General features: G+C 61.8%; 27 protein-coding genes and 1 pseudogene. 17 read left to right on the plus strand and 11 right to left on the minus strand.

Features of this window, described 5'->3' with window-relative positions:
* The first annotated feature begins 12 nt into the window (after nt 1-12).
* The 10 genes and pseudogenes from SVXhr_RS13200 (at nt 13) to SVXhr_RS13245 (ending at nt 6,660) form a co-directional block, all read left to right on the plus strand.
* Nucleotides 13-288, plus strand: a complete 276-nt coding sequence (locus SVXhr_RS13200) for a DUF5615 family PIN-like protein (RefSeq protein WP_275737790.1) — start codon at nt 13-15, stop codon at nt 286-288.
* Nucleotides 289-501: 213 nt separating this feature from the next.
* On the plus strand, nt 502-873 hold the full coding sequence (locus SVXhr_RS13205; protein ID WP_275737792.1) for a helix-turn-helix domain-containing protein: 372 nt from the start codon (nt 502-504) through the stop codon (nt 871-873).
* Nucleotides 870-982: pseudogene (locus SVXhr_RS14660) on the plus strand (type II toxin-antitoxin system PemK/MazF family toxin); the annotation flags it as partial. The gene SVXhr_RS13205 and the pseudogene SVXhr_RS14660, both read left to right, overlap by 4 nt.
* A gap of 127 nt (nt 983-1,109) precedes the next feature.
* A complete protein-coding gene (locus SVXhr_RS13215; RefSeq protein ID WP_275737796.1) occupies nt 1,110-1,508 on the plus strand; it encodes a Fic family protein in 399 nt (132 codons plus the stop codon).
* A 301-nt stretch (nt 1,509-1,809) separates the two neighbouring features.
* A complete protein-coding gene (gene twy1, locus SVXhr_RS13220; RefSeq protein WP_275737798.1) occupies nt 1,810-2,799 on the plus strand; it encodes a 4-demethylwyosine synthase TYW1 in 990 nt (329 codons plus the stop codon).
* Between the two features lie 425 nt (nt 2,800-3,224).
* Nucleotides 3,225-3,836 carry a hypothetical protein gene (locus SVXhr_RS13225; RefSeq protein ID WP_275737800.1) on the plus strand — a complete coding sequence of 204 codons (612 nt, stop codon included), beginning with the start codon at nt 3,225-3,227 and terminating at the stop codon, nt 3,834-3,836.
* Nucleotides 3,837-4,039: 203 nt separating this feature from the next.
* Nucleotides 4,040-4,741, plus strand: a complete 702-nt coding sequence (locus SVXhr_RS13230) for a CTP-dependent riboflavin kinase (RefSeq protein WP_275737802.1) — start codon at nt 4,040-4,042, stop codon at nt 4,739-4,741.
* 121 nt (nt 4,742-4,862) lie between these two features.
* Nucleotides 4,863-5,198 (plus strand): winged helix-turn-helix domain-containing protein, encoded by a 336-nt coding sequence (locus tag SVXhr_RS13235; protein ID WP_275737804.1) that lies wholly within the window; start codon nt 4,863-4,865, stop codon nt 5,196-5,198.
* Between the two features lie 9 nt (nt 5,199-5,207).
* Nucleotides 5,208-5,657: a PIN domain-containing protein gene (locus tag SVXhr_RS13240; protein WP_275737806.1), complete on the plus strand. Its 450-nt coding sequence runs from the start codon at nt 5,208-5,210 to the stop codon at nt 5,655-5,657.
* A 79-nt stretch (nt 5,658-5,736) separates the two neighbouring features.
* Nucleotides 5,737-6,660, plus strand: coding sequence for a branched-chain amino acid transaminase (locus SVXhr_RS13245; RefSeq protein ID WP_275737808.1), 924 nt, complete (start codon nt 5,737-5,739; stop codon nt 6,658-6,660).
* A 17-nt stretch (nt 6,661-6,677) separates the two neighbouring features.
* Here the strand turns inward: SVXhr_RS13245 and SVXhr_RS13250 are convergent, their stop codons facing one another.
* Nucleotides 6,678-7,304, minus strand: a complete 627-nt coding sequence (locus SVXhr_RS13250) for a DUF502 domain-containing protein (protein ID WP_275737810.1) — start codon at nt 7,302-7,304, stop codon at nt 6,678-6,680.
* Nucleotides 7,305-7,403: 99 nt separating this feature from the next.
* Between SVXhr_RS13250 and SVXhr_RS13255 the strand changes: the two genes are divergently transcribed.
* The gene (locus SVXhr_RS13255) at nt 7,404-7,898 is read left to right on the plus strand and encodes a CBS domain-containing protein (protein ID WP_275737812.1); all 495 of its coding nucleotides are present in this window, start codon (nt 7,404-7,406) and stop codon (nt 7,896-7,898) included.
* A gap of 39 nt (nt 7,899-7,937) precedes the next feature.
* A complete protein-coding gene (locus SVXhr_RS13260) occupies nt 7,938-8,876 on the plus strand; it encodes an EamA family transporter (RefSeq protein ID WP_345799495.1) in 939 nt (312 codons plus the stop codon).
* 6 nt (nt 8,877-8,882) lie between these two features.
* Here SVXhr_RS13260 and SVXhr_RS13265 read toward each other — a convergent pair whose 3' ends face one another.
* The 8 genes from SVXhr_RS13265 to SVXhr_RS13300 form a co-directional block, all read right to left on the minus strand.
* On the minus strand, nt 8,883-9,125 hold the full coding sequence (locus tag SVXhr_RS13265; RefSeq protein ID WP_015789762.1) for a hypothetical protein: 243 nt from the start codon (nt 9,123-9,125) through the stop codon (nt 8,883-8,885).
* Between the two features lie 239 nt (nt 9,126-9,364).
* Nucleotides 9,365-9,844 carry a metal-dependent transcriptional regulator gene (locus SVXhr_RS13270; RefSeq protein ID WP_275737816.1) on the minus strand — a complete coding sequence of 160 codons (480 nt, stop codon included), beginning with the start codon at nt 9,842-9,844 and terminating at the stop codon, nt 9,365-9,367.
* Between the two features lie 173 nt (nt 9,845-10,017).
* Nucleotides 10,018-10,716: a TMEM165/GDT1 family protein gene (locus tag SVXhr_RS13275; RefSeq protein WP_275737818.1), complete on the minus strand. Its 699-nt coding sequence runs from the start codon at nt 10,714-10,716 to the stop codon at nt 10,018-10,020.
* Nucleotides 10,713-11,411: a metal-dependent transcriptional regulator gene (locus SVXhr_RS13280; RefSeq protein WP_275737820.1), complete on the minus strand. Its 699-nt coding sequence runs from the start codon at nt 11,409-11,411 to the stop codon at nt 10,713-10,715. Before SVXhr_RS13280 ends, SVXhr_RS13275 begins: the two co-directional genes overlap by 4 nt.
* A 75-nt stretch (nt 11,412-11,486) precedes the next feature.
* Nucleotides 11,487-12,305 (minus strand): hypothetical protein, encoded by an 819-nt coding sequence (locus SVXhr_RS13285; RefSeq protein WP_275737822.1) that lies wholly within the window; start codon nt 12,303-12,305, stop codon nt 11,487-11,489.
* Between the two features lie 97 nt (nt 12,306-12,402).
* Entirely contained in the window at nt 12,403-12,879 is a 477-nt protein-coding gene (gene ribE / locus SVXhr_RS13290) for a 6,7-dimethyl-8-ribityllumazine synthase (RefSeq protein WP_275737824.1), read from the minus strand.
* 51 nt (nt 12,880-12,930) lie between these two features.
* Nucleotides 12,931-14,169 (minus strand): 3,4-dihydroxy-2-butanone-4-phosphate synthase, encoded by a 1,239-nt coding sequence (gene ribB / locus SVXhr_RS13295; RefSeq protein WP_275737826.1) that lies wholly within the window; start codon nt 14,167-14,169, stop codon nt 12,931-12,933.
* Entirely contained in the window at nt 14,166-14,801 is a 636-nt protein-coding gene (locus SVXhr_RS13300; protein ID WP_275737827.1) for a riboflavin synthase, read from the minus strand. The genes ribB and SVXhr_RS13300 overlap by 4 nt, the downstream gene beginning before the upstream one ends.
* Nucleotides 14,802-15,805: 1,004 nt before the next feature.
* Between SVXhr_RS13300 and SVXhr_RS13305 the strand changes: the two genes are divergently transcribed.
* Together SVXhr_RS13305 and SVXhr_RS13310 are read left to right on the plus strand one after the other, a co-directional pair.
* A complete protein-coding gene (locus tag SVXhr_RS13305; RefSeq protein WP_275737830.1) occupies nt 15,806-16,735 on the plus strand; it encodes an ArsR family transcriptional regulator in 930 nt (309 codons plus the stop codon).
* The gene (locus SVXhr_RS13310) at nt 16,732-17,535 is read left to right on the plus strand and encodes a DUF6036 family nucleotidyltransferase (RefSeq protein ID WP_275737832.1); all 804 of its coding nucleotides are present in this window, start codon (nt 16,732-16,734) and stop codon (nt 17,533-17,535) included. The genes SVXhr_RS13305 and SVXhr_RS13310 overlap by 4 nt, the downstream gene beginning before the upstream one ends.
* A 100-nt stretch (nt 17,536-17,635) precedes the next feature.
* On the opposite strand, the gene SVXhr_RS13315 is transcribed toward SVXhr_RS13310, so the two are convergent.
* Nucleotides 17,636-18,454, minus strand: a complete 819-nt coding sequence (locus tag SVXhr_RS13315) for an aldo/keto reductase (protein ID WP_275737834.1) — start codon at nt 18,452-18,454, stop codon at nt 17,636-17,638.
* 82 nt (nt 18,455-18,536) lie between these two features.
* Nucleotides 18,537-18,878 carry a DUF393 domain-containing protein gene (locus tag SVXhr_RS13320; protein WP_275737835.1) on the minus strand — a complete coding sequence of 114 codons (342 nt, stop codon included), beginning with the start codon at nt 18,876-18,878 and terminating at the stop codon, nt 18,537-18,539.
* 109 nt (nt 18,879-18,987) lie between these two features.
* Here SVXhr_RS13320 and SVXhr_RS13325 point away from each other — a divergent pair, with 109 nt between their 5' ends.
* The 3 genes from SVXhr_RS13325 (at nt 18,988) to mvk (ending at nt 20,672) form a co-directional block, all read left to right on the plus strand.
* Nucleotides 18,988-19,197, plus strand: a complete 210-nt coding sequence (locus SVXhr_RS13325; RefSeq protein WP_275737837.1) for a hypothetical protein — start codon at nt 18,988-18,990, stop codon at nt 19,195-19,197.
* Between the two features lie 66 nt (nt 19,198-19,263).
* A complete protein-coding gene (locus tag SVXhr_RS13330) occupies nt 19,264-19,632 on the plus strand; it encodes a DUF5518 domain-containing protein (protein ID WP_275737839.1) in 369 nt (122 codons plus the stop codon).
* Nucleotides 19,633-19,679: 47 nt separating this feature from the next.
* Nucleotides 19,680-20,672: a mevalonate kinase gene (mvk, locus tag SVXhr_RS13335; protein ID WP_275737841.1), complete on the plus strand. Its 993-nt coding sequence runs from the start codon at nt 19,680-19,682 to the stop codon at nt 20,670-20,672.
* Nucleotides 20,673-20,695: the final 23 nt, after the last annotated feature.

Raw genomic sequence — 20,695 nt, forward strand, 5'->3', positions numbered from 1 at the left:
TCCCCGTCGCTGATGGACTTCGCCGGCGTGGCTGGACGATCCATACCGCGAGAGAAGGGAACGCTCGGTGAACCTGACCGTGAACAACTGCGATACGCCGTCGAGAACGACTGGCTCCTGTTGACTTTCGACGACGACTTTCTCTCACTCGTCAAGGGCGAAGGACTGGAGCACACTGGAATAATTTACGTCAGACAGGCTGGACGACAGATCGGAGACGTGGTGAAAGTCGTCGACGAGCACTTACAACACCGCTCTGACGACGATCAATCGATTCAGTATCTGTAGATCGCACCGCAGTCCCCATCTGGCCGGTCTCGACAAATTCTCTCCGAGATCCGACGAACTCGATGTCCTCGGCTCGTTCCGCCATACCGACCGCCACGGGCCGGCAATCGACCTGAAGCGTGCTTTCCTGTATAGGTTCGTCGTCACTCACGCTATTTTCATAGCTTTCTCTCCTAACATTCTTTACAGTCGACGACGTATTTTCCATCATCCATGTCCATCGATCGAGAGACCTTCGAGAACACACGCGAGGAGGAACTCGAGGGGCTCTCCGCCCCCGATCAGGTCTTGGGATTCCTCGCTGCGCACGAGGACCGTGCGTTCGAGGCCCAGGAAATCGCCTCTCAAACAGGGCTCGAGAAGGCTCCAGTCAGTACCGCGCTGTCGCGATTGAAGGACCGCGATCTCGTCGAACACAAGGCGACGTACTGGGCGGTGACCGACGATGCCGATCGACTTGATGGGTATAGCGGCTACGAGCGAGCGACCGCCCTGTTCAACGAGCAATTCGGTGCCGAGGAAAAGGAAACGTGGCGCGAGCACGCCCCCAGCGAATCCCATCCGAGCACGGAGAGCGAGCAGTGACCGACGAGGAAGCCGCCCCGATCTTCGAGCGGGGCGACGTCGTCTTCGGTGACGATCCGTTCAAGGGGACGAAGCTGCTCGTCCGTGGCTCGCTCTGTCCAATAGTCAGAAAGATAACAAATATCCGGGGGTCACATTCCTCTCACCCATTTAATTTTATTGAGGATATTCTCAATAAAATAGGTCGAGGAATTTAAATAGGCGTCTCAAAAATTCACAAAGAGCGTATTGTTTCAATGGACACGGACGACGATCTTCCGACTGTAGAAGATGTTCACACTATTCATGATGAGATCAGTGAGACGTATGATCTGAAATATCCTGGAGTCCGTGATCGATTCGCCGATGAAAAAGTCAAACAACTGCTCGAAAAAGCCAGAGAATACGACGACGACTTTCGACGAGCAGCAGTTATTTTACGGAAGCTTCCCTCATTGCATGTGTTTGAGGACGGAAACAAGCGAACAGCCTATCTTGTCGTTGTTGAGTACCTTGACCGACGAAATCTTGAACCCGCGAAAAGTGGGGAGGTCGTTGAACGTGTCATGAGGTGCCGTAAGCGGTTTTCAGTGGAAGAGATCGCAGAGTGGTTAGAGGATGGATCTATCGATGAAGATCGTCTCCGTGAAGAATAACGATGACCTCTGTTTTTTCGGTACTTTTAGGGTACGAATAGAGTACCATAGATTCAAGTAGACTCGCCCGGTTTACTCTAGTAGGACGATTGGAACACTAGGTGGAGTACACTCCGCCTGGTGGAGGGGATAACCATGGACAAAAATGAACCAGAAAAGAGGGCTGACGGTGGGCCAGATGCTGCCTATCGGAAGCGTGTTCGGGACCTGATTTCGAAACACAAAGACACACTCGACCTTCTCGAGTGAGAATTCCCGCGATCCGTGTTCTTTTGGTGTTCTGTGAGATAACCAGTGCGTAATGAGCGACGACGCCCGCCAGGTCACCGATCCCGACTACCACAGCGAGGGCCACACCGCGGCCCAGACCTGCGGGTGGACCGACAACGCACTCCAGGGCGAGGGCCGGTGCTATAAGTACGCGTTCTACGGCATTCGATCGCATCGCTGCATCCAGATGACGCCCGTCGTCCGGTGTAACGAGCGCTGTGTCTTCTGCTGGCGGGATCACGCCGGCCACACCTACGAACTCGACGACGTCGCTTGGGACGATCCCGAGGCGGTCGTCGACGCCTCGATCGACCTCCAGCGCAAGCTCCTCTCGGGGTACGGCGGCAACGACGACGTTCCGCGCGAGCGCTTCGAGGAGGCCATGGAACCCCGTCACGTTGCTATTTCCCTCGACGGCGAGCCCACCTTGTACCCCCACCTGCCCGAACTCATCGAGGCCTTTCACGATCGCGGGATCACGACTTTCCTCGTCTCGAACGGAACGGACCCGGAGATGCTCGCGGAGTGTGATCCCACCCAGCTCTATGTCTCCGTCGACGCCGCCGATCGCCGGACGTTCGACGACGTCGTCAAAGCTGTCGAGGACGACGCCTGGGATCGCCTGATCGACACGCTGGACGTCCTCGCCGCGAAGGACGACACCCGGACGGTCCTCCGGACGACGCTGATCGACGGCTACAACATGCATCGGCCGGCGTGGTACGCCGCGATGGCCGATCGCGCGGACGTCGACTTCTACGAGTTGAAGGCCTACATGCACGTCGGCCACTCACGGGGCCGGCTGGATCGGTCGTCGATGCCCGACCACGACGATGTCCTGTCCTTCACCGAGGCTGTCGGCGAGTTCCTGCCCGACCACGACGTCATCAAGGAGTCGGCGGACTCCCGGGTCGCGATGCTCGCCCGCGAGGAAGACACCTGGGTCGAGAAACTCGCGCCCGAGAGCGACTTCTGGGCGGAGGGGACGGCCGACTGGACGCCGAAGGGCGGTCGGTCGTGAGATCGATAGTAGCCGAAGGCTTGACTTATCGCGCTAAAACTGGCGTACTGCGTAGAGAGTATGAGTTCAGCACATCAGCTGTGTTGCTGGGGAACTGAGGTAAACCAACTGGTCAGTAGATCTGCGAACTGACTGTTACTGCTTTACGTAAATTACTACATTCTTGCCCTGGATACAGCATAAGATCCCTCAAAATTGAGCGATTGTAAATGCCAAGAACTTCTCGATTAGGACCAACTGATTATTGTTGGCTGACCACGAAATAAGCTAATTGAGGGGGATAGAGCGTTGTTGAGGCCGGATTGACTGGATATTGACTGACTGGTGTGGCTTTTCAGTCTTACTGGTTGGGCAATATTTTGATATCTGGAAGTCGAATAGGACACACACAAAGACTTAAGTCATATCTAAACCAATAGGCGAGTATGTCCCGCACGATAGAGATGAACGAGAAGGGCATTCAGTTCGTGAGTAAACAAGAGCGCATGCTGTCCGATGAACCGATTGAAACAGTCACCGATGAAATTGGGTGGGATGAACTCCCGGTGGAACATCTAAGAATTGAAGGAGTGAGCCGTATAGATGCCGACGTTGATAACAATGATGACCTGCCCACATCAATCAGATTGGAGTTTGATACCGTTGAAAAAGTGGAGGTGCCTGATAATGGAAACGACGAAGCAGCCGGATTCTTTGAGAAATTAGAAGCAGAAACCGGCATAACATGGGATTCACGGAAAAAAGAATTTGAGTTTGATAATAGCAAGAGTGATAAGCAAAACTTCGTTGATTTTGCCGCCTTTCTATTTAATCAAGGACATATCGAAACATCTGATTTGCCCTACGCCACTCCATACGCGCGCAAAGCGTGGCTGTTGAACACAAAGCCAACGCATCAAGATGGCTCAGAAATGGAGAGAGTCGGGGAACCCATAGAAGGAGTATATATGCCTACCTATTACGGAGCAGATCAAAAAAAGAACTACATGGCCACACTGGTCAATGACTTCGTGAAGGGACATCACATTGATACCTGACTAACTATTCTTCGTTCTCATATATTTTCATATATAAATACTCCATCATCGTGGATAACCGATAGGTGTGGCTGTATTGAGCGCTCACTACAGTCCCAATCAGGCAAACCTCTCGTGCAAGCCACGCGACTTCTGTCCTACCCGCCGGAACGCCCCTGCCGCTCCCGGTGTGTTTATCCGTGATCCCGTCCAATCCGGCGGCGATGGCAGACCTCCCGGACGAGTCGATCGGATACGCCGAACTGGCGACGCTGAAACTCCTGGCGCTGGCCGGCGCGGTCGACGGCGACGCCAAGATCACCGGCTCCGGCCTCGCGTCGAAACTCGACGCCTCCACTCAGACCGCCTCCCGTCGGCTCCAGCGCCTGGAGGACGCCGATCTGGTCGCCCGGGAGATCGTCAGCGACGGGCAGTGGGTCCGGGTCACCGACGACGGCGAGCGCCTCCTCCAGGAGGAGTACGCCGAGTACCAGCGCATTTTCGAGCACGGCATCGGCGTCACGCTGTCGGGCTCAGTCGAGAGTGGCATGGGCGAGGGACGGCACTACGTCTCGCTGTCGGGGTATCATAGACAGTTCGTCGACAAACTCGGGTACGAGCCATATCCTGGCACCTTCAACCTCACGCTGGACGACCGGAGTGCCCGCGCCCGGGCGCGGATGAACGCCCTCGATCCGGTCCAGATCGATGGCTGGGAAGACGGCGACCGGACCTACGGCCCGGCGTACTGCTACCCGATCACCCTCGAAAGCGATACCGCCACCTACGAGGGTGCTCACGTCGTCTCGCCCGAGCGGACGCATTACGACGACGCCGAACTGGAGATCATCGCCCCCGATCAACTCAGGACGGAACTCGGCGTCGAGGACGGCGATGTCGTGACGGTCCACGTTCACGAGCGGTGACTGCCCCTCTCTCAGAGAACCGCTCTCGTAAGTTCACAATTTGTTTCGACGCTGGGAATCCAGCACGCCACCGATTGCTGACCAGCAAAGCGTTAAGTGGGTCTCGAACGTATGGGGATGTATGAGTCGGAACGACCGAGACGAACAGGGCCGGTTTAGGCCCGATCACGGCGACCACGAGTTCCTCGCGGCAGTGGCCGAACGTGAGCCTGCCGGGACGGCGGAAATCGCCGAAGCAGTCGGCGTAACTCGCCAGAACGCGGATCAACGTCTTCGCCAACTTGCGGATGACGGCAAAGTCACCAGTAAGAAGGTCGGCGGCTCTCTGATCTGGAGCGCTACAGCGGCAGCAGTCGACGTGCAACACGTCGACCCGGACGACGGATTCTGGGAAGCAGAGACCTATGCCGGCGAAGAGATGAGCGCCACTGACATCGACGATGTCCTTTACGGATAGCGGTCCTGTATGACTGTCTCACCACGGCCACTGTTTATTGACACCGCCGCGTTCTTCGCCCGTTTCAACGAGCGTGCCACCGAACATGATCGTGCACGGACCGTCTTTCGGGGCATCCGCACCGGCAAGCTCCCGTACGATCCGCTGTTCACCAGTCGGTATGTACTCTCCGAGCTGGCGACGTTGCTGCTCCGAAAAGTCGGCCATCGCCAGGCCGTGGACGCACTCGCCACGATACGCGACGCCGACAGCTTCAACGTTCTTCCGATGACCGGTGACTCCTTCGATCGTACGTGTGAACAGTTCGGTCGGTACGACGATCAACAGATCTCATTCGTCGATCATACCAGTGCCATCCTCGCTTCCGATCGCAACATTGAGTACGTATTCACATTCGACCAGGACGACTTCCAGACGCTCGGGTTTACGGTAGCCCCCGACGATACCGGCGACGCGTGACATTCTGCACGGCTGAACAGTCGGCCGTGAGCCACTCGAACCGTGAACACTCTTAACGGAGGGGTGCTTTTGCGCGAGTATGAGTTTCGAGGACATGGACGTCGGGACGATCTGGATGGACGGTGAATTCGTCGACTGGGAGGACGCACAGGTGCACGTCCTCACGCACGGACTCCACTACGGGACGGGCGTCTTCGAGGGCGTCCGGAGCTACGACACCGACAACGGCGCGGCGATCTTCAGGTGGGACGAGCACCTCGATCGGCTCTATCAGTCGGCCAAACCCTACGGGATGGAGATCCCCTTCGACCGCGAGGAACTCACCGAGGCCACGCTCGAACTCATCGAGCGCGAGGACCTGCCCTCGTGTTACATCCGCCCGATCGCCTTCTACGGCTACGACATGCTCGGGCTGAACCCCGGTGACGCCCCCGTGAAGGTCGCCATCGCCGTCTGGCCGTGGGGCGCGTACCTGGGTGAAGAGGCACTCGAAGAGGGCGTCGACGTGGCGATCTCCTCCTGGCGGAAGTTTGCCTCCAGCCAGATCCCGACCAACGCAAAGACCACCGGGCCGTACGTCAACAGCGTGCTGGCGAGCTTAGAGGCCGAGGAGAACGGCTACACCGAGGCTATTCTCCTCAACAAGGAGGGGCAGGTCGCCGAAGGCCCTGGTGAGAATCTCTTCCTCGTCCGGGACGGCGAGATTCACACGCCCGGTCTCGCCGAGTCGAACCTCGACGGCATCACGCGCCAGACAGTGATCGATCTCGCCGAGGAGCGGGGATACACTGTCCACGACGACGCGACGATCTCCCGGGGCGAACTCTACACCGCCGACGAGCTGTTCTTCTCGGGGACGGCGGCGGAGGTCACGCCGATCCGGAGCGTCGACGACACCGAGATCGGCCCGGGCACGAAAGGCCCGGTCACCGACGAGATCCAGCAGGCGTTCTTCGACGTCGTCGAGTCCGGCGACCGCGAGGAGTGGTTCACGTACGTCTGATCTCCGGGCGGGACGCGTCAGTCGGCGTCACCCTCTCCGCCGTCACTCTTTCCAACCTCACTGACGACGTCCTCGACGTCGACCTGAATCGATTTTTCGTCGCTTTCACCGAAGCCGGCACTGAGAATCCGGGTCAGCGCGTCCTCGACACGCTCGTCGACCTCCGTGTATCGCTCGGCCTCGACCTCGACGACGAACCCCGTCGTGATGTTGGGTGCCGTCGGCAAAAAGAGGACGTCGCGCCCGTCTTCGGTAGTTTTGCCCGTCAGGAACGCGGTCATCCGCATCCCGTCCCAGACTTCGAGCTTGACGGGTGCCTGGAGTTCGTCGGTGCCCGAGAGCGCAGTTTCGGCTGCCATCTTCGAAGCGTTGTAGACCACGCGCAACCCCGGCAGCTGGTTCATGAGGTCGTCGATCGCGTCCTCGAGAATCGATCCGACAGCGGTCCGCATCAGGTACCCGACGGCGAACACCAGCAGGACGAACACGACGATCGTCAGCACGACCCGGAGTGGCGCAGGCTCGATCGGCAGTGGGATCCCTTCGAGCCGATTGTACAGCCACAGCAGGACGATCACGGTGACCAAAAGCGGCGTGATGACGATCAGTCCGCTGGCGAAGTCACGCTTCCACGTCGAGGCCATTGTGAAAATCCTGTCACGGGAGCGTAATGAGCCTTCCTGTTGTGCGCTCCGGTTCGTCTCACCGGAATACATACGGCGTCGGGGCGTGTGCGTCGGAGCATGATCCGTGCCCGCGACGTGATGACCGAGGACGTCGAGACGGTCGCCCCTGACGACGAGATCAGCGAAGTCCTCACCCGACTGGCCCGTGCCGACTTCAACGGGTTTCCCGTCGTCGAGGACGGGGCCGTCGTCGGCGTCGTCACCGAGGAGGACCTCGTGGACATGTTCCAGCCCTCGAACCGAGTGCTGTGGATCCCGATCGGGTTCCCGCCGTTCCTGGAGAGTCGAACCTACGGCTTCGACCTGTCGTGGGACGACCTCGATGTCGGGATCGACATGGTCAAAAGCGCCCGCAAGCCAATCAGCACTGTCATGACCGGGGATGTGGTGACTGTCGATCCCGATGCCGATCTGGACGAACTCCTCGGACTGCTGGCCGACACGTCCCGAAACATCAACCGGCTGCCCGTTCTCGACGACGGCCAGTTGGTCGGGATCGTCACGCGTCAGGACCTTCTCACGGCACTCGATGACGAGCGCAACCCGCCGTGAGGTGCCGTCTCGCCCCTCGATCGAGATGGAAACCAGTAGGTGCCCCAGGATCGAACGCCGACTGTGCGCTATCGAAACGCCACCGCGTTTCTTGCTCTCGGCGCGATCTGGGGGAGCGCGTTCGTCGCGATCAAGGCCGGCCTGTCGGCGTTCCCGCCGGTTCTGTTCGCCGCACTCCGCTACGACGTCGCCGGCGTCATCGTGCTGGGCTACGCCGCGGTCGTCACAGATCCACTTCCCGCGAACCGTCGTGATTTGGCGGCGATCATCGTCGGGTCGACTCTCCTCATCGCGGGATATCACGCCCTGCTGTTCGTCGGCGAACTCGAAACCACGAGCGCGACCGCAGCGGTCATCGTGAGTCTCTCGCCGGTACTGACGGCCGGGTTCGCCCGGCTTGCCCTCCCGGGGGACCGTCTTTCGGTTGCCGGCGTCGCCGGACTCGCCCTGGGGTTCGCTGGCGTCGTCGTTATCGCCCAGCCTGATCCCGCTCGACTCCTCTCCAGTGACGTCCTCGGGCCGCTGCTCGTCTTTGGCGCTGCGTGCGCCTTTGCCCTGGGAAGTGTGCTCACCCGCTGGCTCGACGCTGAGCTGTCGATCGAAGCCATGGAAGGGTGGTCGATGGTCGGCGGAGCCGTGCTGATGCACGTCCTCAGTCTCGCGCTCGGGGAGTCACCGGCCGCGATCGGCTGGACACCGACTGCCCTGCTCTCGCTCGGCTATCTCTCGCTGGTCGCGAGCGCGCTGGGCTTTCTTCTCTATTTCGCCCTGCTGGATCGACTCGGCCCGGTCGAGATCAACCTCGTCTCCTACGTCGCGCCCGTCTTCGCCGCGCTGACTGGTTTTCTCCTGCTGGGGGAACGCATCGACGTCGCGACGGCTTCCGGGTTCGTCGTCATTCTGGTTGGATTTGTCCTGCTAAAACGGGATGCGATCCGTGAGACGTATGCCGGTTGGCTGGCGGAAGCGCAACCGTAGTGGTCGCTATTCGCGGCCGTAGGTGTGGCCGACGTACAACGTGAAGACGTTGAGCGCGAGCAGCGCGAGGAACGCGGCCAGCGTCGTCCACTCGCGCAGTCCGGACAAAAGGAGGGGAACCTGGACGAACGGGAGGGCGATCGACGCCCAGAACGCGACCCCCTGGACGGGTTCGAGGAGGTGACGCTGGACTGACTGTGCTTCGGTCGGCGGCGTGTGGTCGGCGAGTGAGGGGTTCGAGTTTGACATCGGGGACACCGTCGCGTGTTTCACTCATTGAGCGATATCCCCATATAACCCGGCGAGCCTTCGGGTCGTTTCAGCTCGTTTTACTCCCTCTACTGAGGAACTATTGACATTTTATGACGGGCTGAAACTGCCGGAGACGTTTTACAATGTACTCTCGTTCCGTAACATCTGAATGGCGAAACAGCCACCTCACAGCGGAGCGAAGCAGATCAGCCCCGCTGTGAGCGGGGGCAACCAGATCACGCGGAGCCGACAGTGAGCTGGGCACACTCATCTGGTTCCGTCGCGCGGCACGTCCGGTCGCAGGGATGGTCGATCCGTTCGGCCAACCGGTTGAGGCCGGCGTCGGGGAATTCGAACCCGATGCGGTAGGCGGTCTCGACGTCGACATCGAGCGCGAGTTCGCGTTCGAAAAACTGTTCGGTGACGCACCGCCGCCACAGCAGATGGCGGGCGAGCACCTCTCCTTTGCCCGTCAGCGTCGTCCCCTTGTAGTGTTCGTGATCGACGAGATCGCCGTCGCCGAACTTCTCGACCATCTCGGTGACGCTCGCGCGGCTGACGTCGAGGTCGTCGGCGAGGTCGCCGGTGGCGACCTGCTCGCGATCGGCCAGCGAACACCGCAACAGGCCACAGAGGTACTTGCCGCCGGTTCGCGTGACTGACCGCGAGAGTGCCGTGAGCGATACGTCGGTCGGGTCCATTCGATCCTGTGTCATGTGTCTCCCCTCACCGCCACTGTTTGTCCGCTCGATCGCAGTGCTCACCGTTGTCGAGCAGGTATCATGATACTTCGAAAGATAGATGCATAACGTTTCTGGGAAACGCCAGCTGGCGAGAACCGGTCACCGCAGCGAACCGGCTCGATCTCACTCCCTGGCACGCCGACGGATCAGATTGCCGCCAGCACGACCGAGGAGACCGTCGTGACGATCGCCTCCCACAGCGAGAAGTCGGCCACGATCTTCAGGACGTTGTCCGCGGCGAAAAAGCCAAACAGCGCCGCCCCGCCGAAGTGTGCCTTCCGGAGATTGACCATGTGGGAAAACCGGTGGAAGAAGTAGGCGTTCAGCAGGCTGATCGGGATGATCGCCAGCATCTCGCCGACCCAGATCGCCGAGGTCGCGCCGTAGTCGGCTGCCAGCCCGATGGTCACGAGCTGGGTCTTGTCGCCGAACTCGCCGGCGGCCATCATCGCGAAGATCGGAAGCCACCCGCCGAGCAACGCCGGTACCTTGTAACCGAAAAGCGAGACGTCGAGTTCACCGACCGGTTCTGTGACGCCACCGTCGGTCTCGGCCGTCGAGTCACTGGGGTCGGGGGCCGACCGGATCATCAGCGCAGCGAACAGCACGAACAGTCCGGCCGTGAACGCGGTGAGATATATCTCGGGAAGCGCGTTCTGGAGCGCGTTGCCGAAACCAATCTCCAGGGCGGTCCACCCGGCGAAGGCGGTCCCGGCGGCCGAGACCACGACCAGCGGATGGTATCGCGTCGAGAGGCCGGCGATGATGAACTGGACCTTCTCGCCCGGGAGCACCGCCAGTTGCATGCCGAACGCGACGACGAGAATCTCAAGGTACGCCGTCATAGCCCGGGCACCTCCTCCGGCACGGACTCCCCTTCCGCAGGCGGCGTCTCGACGTAGACGGACTCGGCGACCGCTGCCGAGAGATGCTGGGTCCCCTCGTCGTGTTCGAGGGCGTAGACGTCGACGGGGGTGACATCGGTCACCGCCACTTCCCGACCGGGGACGATCCCGCTCTCGGCCAGGTACTGCAGGGTCTCCTCGTCGCGGTCCCGGACGGTCGCGACCACGACTGTTTCGCCGGCTTCACACGCCGACAGCGGACGGGTGTCGGCGGCGGCCGGCGGTTCGAGATCCACGCCCGGGATCGGCTCGCCGTGGGGATCGACCGGTGGATGGCCCAGCAGGTCGGCGATGCGCTCCTCGAAGGATTCGCTGATGTGGTGTTCCAGCCGCTCGGCCTCGTCGTGGACTTCCTCCCACTCGTAGCCGAGGTGTTCGACGAGGTACGCCTCCAGCAGTCGGTGATGACGAACCGTTTCGAGTGCAATCGCCCGCCCGTGCTCGGTCAATTCGACGCCGCTGTACTTCTCGCGTTCGATCAACTCCTCGTCGGCCAGCTTTTCGAGCATCCGTGTGGCCGTCGGGGCCGTCACGTCCAGGGCGTCGGCGATGGCCGACGTGCCGACCGGCGTGCCATCCTCGCGCTCGAGCCGATAGATTACCTTGAGATAGTCCTCCATGACATCGGTCTGCATTGTTGTCGGATTTAGCCGCATCAAAGTATTAAGTCTGGCGGAGACAACTTCTTGGTTCGAGATCAGCAATACGTCTTAGCGCGTTCCCGGAATCCCGACGCGATCCCGGAACGCCCCGCCCGACAGATCGAAACACATGGCTGGTTTCCGGGTCAGTGCGACGGGATCGGCGTCGGGTGCACGCAGGTGCCACTCGTCGGCAATCTCCTCGCGGAGGTAATATCCGACGCGCTCGTTGCCCGGTTTGACGTAGCGCTCGCTGAGTCGGATCGGATCACGGTCGAACAGGCCGCCGGGCTCGCGGCCCGCGACGATGGCGACGTACTTGTCCTCGGCACCGACCCGATCGTAGTAGAGTGTGCCTTCGTGGGAACGCTTGGCGTGGGCGTTCTCGGGATGGTCGGCGAGGAGATCCCGTTTCTCCGCCGGGGAGCGTCCGGCGGTCGTGACGACTGATTCGACGGTGAAATACCCGATCAGGTATCGGTGTGGATGTCCCCCGGGCGGCGCGAGTCCGGCGTAGAACCCGACGACATCGCCGGGATCCAGCGCTTCGAGCAGCCGCACGTATCCCTGTCTCCGATCGGCGCTGCCGCGGTGTTCGCCGTAGGTGAGCGCGTCGAAGTTCGGATCCCGATGGAGCGGCCAATCGGCGATCCGGTCGGGGTCGGTGACCCACTCTTCCTCACGGCCCGGAGCCGGCCGGATCTTCGAGAGGAGATCTGCGGCGACGCCGCCGTTCCGAAGCGGCCAGGTCCCGAACGTCTCGGATTCGTCGGTTTCGGGCGTCTTCTCCGGGATCGGGATGTACTCGAAGGTCCCGTCGTCGTACAGCGGGAGGTTTCGGCCGACGTTTGACTGATCCGCGCCGACGCCTGCGAGAACGACTGTCATCACTCCCGGTTGGGGATTCCCGGACAAAAGCATCCGTGGGATGCACTATCGGGAACTCCTCTTGGCCGGCGGACTCCACGCTGAAAGCGTCGTCCGCTCAGAACTCGCCGAGGAGGTTCGCCATCTCGATGGCACTTTCGGCGGCCTCGCTCCCCTTGTTCCCCTGCTTGACGCCCGCGCGATTGATCGCTTGCTCGGTCGTGTCGGTCGTGAGCACGCCGAAGGAGATCGGAACGTCGGTGTCGAGAGTCGCCTTCGCGACCCCCTTGGTCGCCTCGTTGGAGACGTATTCGAAGTGTGGCGTCTCGCCGCGGATGACCGCGCCGAGTGCGATCACGGCGTCGTAGTCGCCGCTTTCGGCCATTCGCTTTGCGACGAGCGGGATCTCGAAGGAACCCGGGACCCGGGCCACGTCGATGTCGTCCTCACTTGCGCCGTGACGAGTGAGCGTATCGAGCGCGCCGTCGAGCAGCTTTCCGGTGATAAGGTCGTTGAAGCGGCTGAGGACGATACCGATGGTCAGTCCGCTCGCGTCCAGTTCGCCTTCCAGTTCGGTGACGTCGTAGTCTGTCATGGGTTGTAGAGTGTTGTGTCGGGTGGTAAGTGTGGCGTTGCGCGATCGTCTTCAGTCGGAGTTGAACACGTCGAGTTGGTGATCGAGCTTTTCGGCTTTGGTTTCGAGGTAAGCCTCGTTTTCGGGGTTGGGTTCGATCTGCAGGGCGTCGATCTCGACATCGAAGTCGAACCGCTCGAGCGCGGCGGCCTTCCGCGGGTTGTTCGTCAGCAGGCGCACGCGGTCCAGCCCGATGTCCCTGAGCATCTGGGCGGCAGCGTCGAATCGGCGTTCGTCGGGTTCGAACCCGAGTTCGACGTTAGCCTCGACGGTGTCGTAGCCGTGCTCCTGTAACTCGTAGGCTTTGAGCTTGTTGAGCAGGCCGATCCCGCGTCCCTCCTGATCGAGATACAGCAGGACGCCACCTTCCTCGCTGATACGCTGCATGGTCTCTTCGAGCTGGAACCCGCAATCGCACTTCAGGGAGTGCAAGGCGTCGCCGGTCAGACACTTCGAGTGGATCCGGACGAGCGGCCGGTCGGTCGCGGGATCGACGTCCTCGAAGTTGACCAGGGCGACGTGGGTCTCCCCGCGGTAGTCGTACCCGTACATGTCGAAGGTGCCGAACTCGGTCGGCAGGCGAGTGTCGACCTCCCGGGAGACGAGCGTCTCCGTCAGGTGGCGATATTCGAGGACGTCGGCGACGGTCACGATCGGCAACCCGTGTTCGTCTGCAAACTCCATGAGACGGTCCTCCCGGGCCATCGTGCCGTCGTCGTCAACGACCTCGCAGATCACGCCGCCCGGCCGATAGCCGGCGATTCTCGCGAGGTCGACGGCTGCCTCTGTGTGCCCCTCCCGGTCGAGGACGCCGTCGGATTTGGCCTCCAGGGGGAAGATGTGCCCCGGTTTGTCGAGATCAGCCGGCTCGGTCTCGGGATCGACCAGGGCCTGGATCGTCTCGGCGCGGTCGTACGCCGAGATCCCAGTCCCCGTCGAAGCAGCGTCGACCGAGACCGTGAAGCGCGTGGACATCTCTTCGGTGTTCTCCGAGGTAGGGACCATCTGTTCGAGGCTGAGGCGGTCGGTAATCTCCGGGGCGACCGGCGCACAGACCAGTCCGCGGCCGTGCTTGAGCATGAAGTTGATGTGCTCCGGTGTGACTGCTTCGGCCGGGACGTACAGATCGCCTTCGTCTTCACGGCTCTTTTCGTCGACCAGCAGGATCATCTCGCCGTCCTCGATGGCGTCGATCGCGGTCTCGATGTCGTCGAAGCGCGAGCGATCCCGATCCGATGCGATGACTGTCATTGATTGAGTTCTTCGAGTTTACGCATGAGGTCCGTCTCTCCTTCGCTTTCCCCGGCCAACCGCTCGACGTACCGCGCGATCACGTCGACTTCGAGGTTGACCTCGTCGCCGACGCCGGTCTCCGTGAGGACCGTCTCGTCTTCCGTGTAATCGGTGATCGAGACGCTGAAGGTCCGATCGACGTCGACGACCGTCAGACTGACGCCGTCGACCGCCACCGACCCCTTCTCGGCGAGGTAGGGCAACAATTTCTCCGGCGGTCGGATCGAATAGATCCGGGCCTTCTCCTCGCGGCGGAGATCGGTCACGACGCCGGTCCCGTCGATATGACCGGTCACCAGGTGGCCGTCGAGGCCGTCGTTCAACTGCAGCGCCGACTCGAGGTTGACCGGACTGCCCGGCTGTAGCTCCCGAAGGTTGGTCCGCCGGTAGGTCTCGGGCGTCACCTCGACGGTGAACGTCTCGGCCGACTCGTCGATTTCGACGACGGTGAGACACGGGCCGTTGACCGCGACGCTGTCGCCGAGTTCGAGGTCGGTCAGTTCCGCCGAGTGGACTGTCAGGACGAGCGCGTTCGCCCGCCGGTCGATGGCCTCGACGGATCCGACGTCCTCGATTATGCCCGTGAACATCGCTCCCCTCGTGTCGCAGGAATTCCGGTTTGAGCCCGGATCGATCGGTCCCGTGTGACGGGGCCGTTCGACGCCGGGAGTGTCGCGTTCGCGTCACCTCGATGCATTCCCATAACAGTTGGCCGCGCACCCGTATAAAATAATTGGAATCGGTCCCAATTGTGTATGGGCTATAGTCGAGGTTGGTCGGCCACCGGGTGCGTGTGACGAGTAGTCAGTAGCCGCTACATCGTGATATCTGGGATACGTGACCGTGACAGGTGTCTCGATTGCTGTCGGAAACAAGGGCACGAGTGCTGTCGTCAGTCGCCTCTCCTCGTCGAGTACACGGATCGGCAAAGCGATGCGGGCGCTGGAGGCTGCGAAAACGTCGCTGAAGGCCGGCATCTCGACGAAGACGATGGCGCTTGCGGGCCGGGTCAACGGCCGCCTTCCCGACGTGGATCTCGACACGGGTCAGATAGCCAACCGCTTGAGCGAGGTGTCCCAGCCCGTCCGGCTGCGGACGACTCAGCAGTTGCGCGAGATGGATACCGGGACCTTGCGCTGGATCGACGACAACGGGATTGTCTATAAGTCAGCGTCGAAGGCCACCCGCGTCGTGCGGGCGACCGGCGAGACGGGCAAGCAAGCGCTCGAATCGCTCGGAAGGGACGGCAGGGCCACAATCCTGGAACTCTCCGAAGCGACTGCGACCGTGCGAACGTCGCTTCGTGCCTGGAATCGCAGCGATCTCTCGGATACTGAACTCTCGACGGTCCTGCGACGGACTGATCCGATGGGCACCGCGGAGCGACGCGCCGCCGACGATGTCCTCGAAGCGACCGGCGACGACGCGGTCGAAGTGATGGCAAAGAGCGACGGGCCCGCTCGAAACGCGATGACAGGCGGCGGAACGAATATTGACTTCCAAACTCCGGATCTGGTCGCGTCGGCTCCGATACCCGCCAACCGTAACATTACTCGAAACTTTTTTATATATACGTTTCGTACTATGTTACACCGTGCTTCGACGCATCGAACTCGCGGTCCTCGCCACGGTCGACCGCGGCGACACGATATCCGAACTCGCCTCAAAGCTCGACCACAGCGAGAGTTACCTCTCGCGTGCCGTTGGCGACCTCGCCCAGAATGGGCTCGTCTACACGGAACGCGACGGTCGCCGGAAGCGTGTTGTCCCGTCAGATGCCCGCGCCGTTGAGATCTATCAGGACCTCGTTCGCCAGCACTCCCACATCGACTTTGCCGAGTTGCTGACCGGCAAGGCGATCGAGGTACTGTACTACCTCGATCAGCCGCGGACGGTCTCCGAGATCGCGACCCGGAGCGATAACTACCGCAACACGGTCAACCGAGTTCTCAAGCGGTTTCGCGATCGCGGTCTCGTCGGGACGGACGACGGCCGGTATGACTTCAACGCCGACTTCGACCGCCTTCAGGAGTTCGCCCGTGAACTCGTACACCATCTGCATCGCCAACGCCTGGAATCCGTCGCCCCACAGGGCACGATTCTCTGGGAAGATTACGACGAATTCCTCGCCCAGGCAGAGACGGAGATCGACGCAGAGGGATTCCAGGAAACCGGCCTCGCCCGATTCGCGGCCTTCGACCTCCAGTTCCTGCTCACGAGCCACCGGTACTACCGATTCTCCACGGAACTCGACGAAGTCTCGCCGGCGGAGCTCTGCTGCCACACTCTCTTGATCGATGACGGCAGCCGGCACCGCTCGTACTGTCTCCTCCTGCTCAGCCACGTCGACGTCGACGAAGAGGATCTCCGAGACCAGGCGGCGAAGTATGATCTTGAAGCCGAAATCGACGCTTTGCTCCGCTACATCGAGACACAGGGGGAGGTCAAGGACGACGACCGGCTCCCGGAGTGGGACGAGTTCCAGGAACTGGCGGCTGACTACGAGGTGGATCTCTCACAATGAGACCAACATTCGGACGAGAATATATCGAGAACGAATTCCAGCGAGTCACGGACGGGCTTTCAGCCCCGCTCACGGTCTACCTGATCGGCGGTGGCGCGATGGCACTGCGCAACCTCAAGGGGGCGACGAAGGACATCGATCTGGTCGTCTCGGATGGCGACGCGTACGGTCAGCTGTGGGCCGTCCTGATGGACCTCGGGTACGCGGAGATCCAGTCGTTGGGTCCAGAGTACCGGGTGCTGGGGGCAACGAGCTGTGTCGAGAACGACGATGGGTGTCGCCTCGACATCTTTAACCAGCAGGTCGCGAACAAGCTCGTCCTCACCGACGGCATGCAAGAGCGCAGCGAGCCGTTCCGCAACACGGATCAGCTGACGGTCCGGCTGGTCAGCAGCGAGGATATCTTCCTGTTCAAACTGATCGCAGGCCGCGACGACGACATCGAGGATATGAATATGCTGGTGCAGGCCGGTCTCGACTACGATATCGTGGAGGAGGAACTCGAAGCGCAGATCGATCGGGTCGGCGACGATCAGTTCGTCACGTTCGCGAACGAGGCTCTGGTCGAACTTGAAGAGCAGTACGGAGTGGCCACACCGATCGAGGACCGCATTCAGGAGCTGACGACCCGATACTACCGCGGGCTCGAAGTCCTCCAGGCACTCGACGAGCCGATGTCCGTCGACGAACTGGCCGCTGAACTGGAGCTGGATACCGACGAGATTCACGACCGGATCACGTCTCTCTCAAGATTCGACCGAGTCTATCGGGATGGCAACACAGTCCGTCCGAAGGAGTAGTTCGTCCCCACGTGGATGGAGGACGGCCATCTGGTCGGGTAACACGGCCTCGTTTGAGTGCGTGGTCGACGCGACTCGCGACGACGCGGTCGAACGGCGTTTACCCGCTGAGCATGCCGCCGAACAGCGCCTTCCCCGTCTGCAAGTACGATGGCCGCGTCACGCGGTCGTGTTCCGCGCGCGTGAGTTTGAAGTCGAAAATGTCGAGGTTCTCGGCGATGTGGGCCCGGGAGGTCGACATCGGAATCGTGGCGACGTTCTCGTGTTGGGTCGCCCACCGGATCGCGACCTGTGGGCCGGTCTTGCCGTAGCGCTCGCCGATCTCTTCGAGCAACGCGTCGTCCAGCAAGGCGCCGTTGGCCAGCGGGCTGTAGGCCGTCAGCATGACGTCCTCGCGCTGGCAGTAGGCGAGCAACTCCCGCTGTGGCCACCAGGGGTGAAACAGGACCTGGTTAGTCAGGATCGGCGCGTCGGAGAGTTCACGCGCACGGTCGAGTCGGTCTTTCCCGAAGTTACTCACGCCGATGTGGCGCGTCATCTCGCGGTCGACGGTTTCGTTCAGGCCGTCCATCACCGTCTCCAGATCGGCCAGGGGGTTCGGCCAGTGGATCAGCAGTAGATCGACGTACTCGGTTCCGAGCGCTGCGAGGCTGTCCGCGACGCTGTCGACGATCGACTCGACCGATCGGTGGCGGGGATTGACCTTCGTCGTGAGGAAGACGTCCTCGCGATCGACGTCGGCGTCGGCGATCGCTCGGCCGACACCGGCTTCGTTCTCGTAGAGCTGGGCGGTGTCGACGTGTCGATAGCCGATGTCGAGCGCGTCGCTGACAGCGTCGTAGGCGGTCTCGGGCTCCATCTGCCAGGTACCGATGCCGAGAGCGGGAACCTCGGTGCCGGCGACGGTTACGTGTTCCATGCTCGAAGCAAGGGGGCCGACGGCCAAGAAGGTACGGGCGGGCACCTGCTCGTCGACAGTGTTTCCCCTAGCCACGTCGGCACTACGGCAACAACCGACCGATCGGCCCGCGATTTTCCGCGATCCGGCGGTAGCCCCACTCCCGGAGGGAGGGGTATCCCGGAAGCGCCCGGAAGACGCCAAACAGCGGGGCCGGGACGAGTTCCGTTTCGGCCAGCGCGCGCTCGATCGATTCGCCACACGAGTAGACGGCGTCCTCAGTCACGAGGTGTGCACACGTCCGGTAGTCCGGCGGAAGCCGGTCGCGAAGCGACGGCGACAGCTCGGAGAAGCCGACGATCTCGACGGCCCCGTGGCGAGCGACAAACCTCGCGGACCGCGTACAGAAGCCACAGTCGTCGTCGTAAACGAGCGTCGGTGCCATACGGAGTTTACGGGCGCGACCACTATATGGATGTGGCCACACGGATGCTACGACGGGACCGTCGGTACAAGCCGACACCTATACGGACGCGGTCGGCATACGTGGGGGTATGGAAACCTGGAAAGCAATGGCGTGGACGGCTGTCGTCGTTGTCCTTTTCGGAGCCGTCGTCTCCGTCGTCGACATTTCGGTGTCGGGGCCGACTGTGCTGGCGATACTGGCCGGGGTTGCCGTCGGGAGCGTCATTTTCTACGCGATTTCGAAAAAGGGGTACCAGTTCGGTCGCCGGCTTGGCGAACAGATGAGCGAGGACGAGTAAGGCCACCGCGGGCGGCCAACGCCGTCCGGGGGAAGTTTCTTGTCGACAGCCGGCAATCCCGAACGCATGGCTGAAGGTAATACGTTGCTCAATGCGGTCATTGGGGCGGTCGCTACCGTCGTCTTCACGTTCGTACCGTTCTCACCGCTGGTCGGCGGGGCCGTCGCGGGATATCTTCAGGGCGGTGACGAGTCGGCCGGAATCCGGGTCGGAGCACTGTCGGGGCTCATCGCTGCGATCCCGCTGGTGTTCGCGCTGACGCTGCTGGCGACGATCATTCCGTTCCTGCCGGCGTTCGGAACGGCCGGCTCGATCACGGCTCTGTTTGGCATCTTGGGGATCATCGTGCTCATGTTTGCCCTGGTGTACAGCGTCGGGCTCAGTGCCCTCGGTGGACTTCTCGGCCGTTATCTCGCTCGGGAGACAGATATCTGAGCGGGGACTCCGGAACGCCCTTGGCAGTCGCTGTTCCAACCCCTACCATGGTCACTTCGAGCGCCCCGGGCAAGGTGTATCTCTTCGGCGAGCACGCCGTCGTCTACGGCGAACCCGCCGTCCCCTGCGCGATCGAGCGCCGCGCGTCGGTGACGGCGACACTTCGAGACGACGAAGCGCTCCGGGTCGATGCCGGCGACCTCACACTCGATGGCTTCACTGTCGAGTACAGCGGGGACACGGCGGGAACGCCGGACGTCGACGTCCAGCAACCGCTGCTGGAGGCGGCGATGGGCTACGTCAACGAGGCGATCGAGCAGGCCCGCGACGCGACCGGCCGGCCCGACGCGGGCTTCGACGTCCACATCGACAGTGCGATCCCGCTCGGTGCTGGACTCGGCTCCTCGGCGGCGGTTGTGGTCGCCGCGATCGATGCCGCGACCCGTGAGCTCGGCGTTACCTTGGACTCCGAGGAGATCGCCGATCGGGCCTACCAGGTCGAACGTGCCGTCCAGGACGGGGAGGCCTCGCGGGCCGACACCTTCTGCTCGGCGATGGGTGGTGCCGTTCGCGTCGAGGGCGAGGACTGCCGGCGACTCGATGCCGTCCCGAACCTGCCGTTCGTGATCGGCTACGACGGGGGATCCGGCGATACGGGCGCGCTCGTCTCGGGCGTTCGCGGGTTGCGCGAGGAGTACGACTTCGCGGCCGATACTGTCGAAGCGATCGGTGACGTGGTCCGTCGCGGCGAGGACGCACTTGCCGACGAAGATTTGGACGAACTCGGTCGACTCATGGATTTCAACCACGGACTACTCGCGGCGCTTGGGGTCTCCTCGCGGTCGCTCGACGCGATGGTCTGGGCCGCCCGCGACGCCGACGCCCGCGGCGCGAAACTCACCGGTGCGGGCGGTGGCGGCTGCATCGTCGCGCTCGACGACACCGACGGCACGGAGACCGCCCTCCGGTACACGCCAGGCTGTGAAGACGCCTTCCGGGCGGAACTCGACACCGAGGGGGTCCAGGTGGAGGACCGATGACCGCTTGTGGCGTTCCGGGGGGT

It is taken from the genome of Halorhabdus sp. SVX81, from assembly GCF_029207715.1.
Lineage (GTDB): Archaea > Halobacteriota > Halobacteria > Halobacteriales > Haloarculaceae > Halorhabdus.

Excerpts from the sequence above, each read along its gene's own strand:
- SVXhr_RS13215 (WP_275737796.1), top strand. The coding sequence starts at position 1,110 with ATGGACACGGACGACGATCTTCCGACTGTAGAAGATGTTCACACTATT.
- mvk (WP_275737841.1), top strand. The coding sequence starts at position 19,680 with ATGGTCACTTCGAGCGCCCCGGGCAAGGTGTATCTCTTCGGCGAGCAC.
- SVXhr_RS13255 (WP_275737812.1), top strand. The coding sequence starts at position 7,404 with ATGATCCGTGCCCGCGACGTGATGACCGAGGACGTCGAGACGGTCGCC.
- SVXhr_RS13275 (WP_275737818.1), bottom strand. The coding sequence starts at position 10,716 with ATGACGGCGTACCTTGAGATTCTCGTCGTCGCGTTCGGCATGCAACTG.
- SVXhr_RS13205 (WP_275737792.1), top strand. The coding sequence starts at position 502 with ATGTCCATCGATCGAGAGACCTTCGAGAACACACGCGAGGAGGAACTC.
- SVXhr_RS13270 (WP_275737816.1), bottom strand. The coding sequence starts at position 9,844 with ATGACACAGGATCGAATGGACCCGACCGACGTATCGCTCACGGCACTC.
- ribB (WP_275737826.1), bottom strand. The coding sequence starts at position 14,169 with ATGACAGTCATCGCATCGGATCGGGATCGCTCGCGCTTCGACGACATC.
- SVXhr_RS13200 (WP_275737790.1), top strand. The coding sequence starts at position 13 with ATGGACTTCGCCGGCGTGGCTGGACGATCCATACCGCGAGAGAAGGGA.
- SVXhr_RS13245 (WP_275737808.1), top strand. The coding sequence starts at position 5,737 with ATGAGTTTCGAGGACATGGACGTCGGGACGATCTGGATGGACGGTGAA.
- SVXhr_RS13330 (WP_275737839.1), top strand. The coding sequence starts at position 19,264 with ATGGCTGAAGGTAATACGTTGCTCAATGCGGTCATTGGGGCGGTCGCT.
- SVXhr_RS13325 (WP_275737837.1), top strand. The coding sequence starts at position 18,988 with ATGGAAACCTGGAAAGCAATGGCGTGGACGGCTGTCGTCGTTGTCCTT.
- SVXhr_RS13315 (WP_275737834.1), bottom strand. The coding sequence starts at position 18,454 with ATGGAACACGTAACCGTCGCCGGCACCGAGGTTCCCGCTCTCGGCATC.
- SVXhr_RS13225 (WP_275737800.1), top strand. The coding sequence starts at position 3,225 with ATGTCCCGCACGATAGAGATGAACGAGAAGGGCATTCAGTTCGTGAGT.
- SVXhr_RS13230 (WP_275737802.1), top strand. The coding sequence starts at position 4,040 with ATGGCAGACCTCCCGGACGAGTCGATCGGATACGCCGAACTGGCGACG.
- SVXhr_RS13250 (WP_275737810.1), bottom strand. The coding sequence starts at position 7,304 with ATGGCCTCGACGTGGAAGCGTGACTTCGCCAGCGGACTGATCGTCATC.
- SVXhr_RS13280 (WP_275737820.1), bottom strand. The coding sequence starts at position 11,411 with ATGCAGACCGATGTCATGGAGGACTATCTCAAGGTAATCTATCGGCTC.
- SVXhr_RS13320 (WP_275737835.1), bottom strand. The coding sequence starts at position 18,878 with ATGGCACCGACGCTCGTTTACGACGACGACTGTGGCTTCTGTACGCGG.
- ribE (WP_275737824.1), bottom strand. The coding sequence starts at position 12,879 with ATGACAGACTACGACGTCACCGAACTGGAAGGCGAACTGGACGCGAGC.
- SVXhr_RS13240 (WP_275737806.1), top strand. The coding sequence starts at position 5,208 with ATGACTGTCTCACCACGGCCACTGTTTATTGACACCGCCGCGTTCTTC.
- SVXhr_RS13300 (WP_275737827.1), bottom strand. The coding sequence starts at position 14,801 with ATGTTCACGGGCATAATCGAGGACGTCGGATCCGTCGAGGCCATCGAC.
- SVXhr_RS13310 (WP_275737832.1), top strand. The coding sequence starts at position 16,732 with ATGAGACCAACATTCGGACGAGAATATATCGAGAACGAATTCCAGCGA.
- SVXhr_RS13265 (WP_015789762.1), bottom strand. The coding sequence starts at position 9,125 with ATGTCAAACTCGAACCCCTCACTCGCCGACCACACGCCGCCGACCGAA.
- SVXhr_RS13285 (WP_275737822.1), bottom strand. The coding sequence starts at position 12,305 with ATGACAGTCGTTCTCGCAGGCGTCGGCGCGGATCAGTCAAACGTCGGC.
- twy1 (WP_275737798.1), top strand. The coding sequence starts at position 1,810 with ATGAGCGACGACGCCCGCCAGGTCACCGATCCCGACTACCACAGCGAG.
- SVXhr_RS13235 (WP_275737804.1), top strand. The coding sequence starts at position 4,863 with ATGAGTCGGAACGACCGAGACGAACAGGGCCGGTTTAGGCCCGATCAC.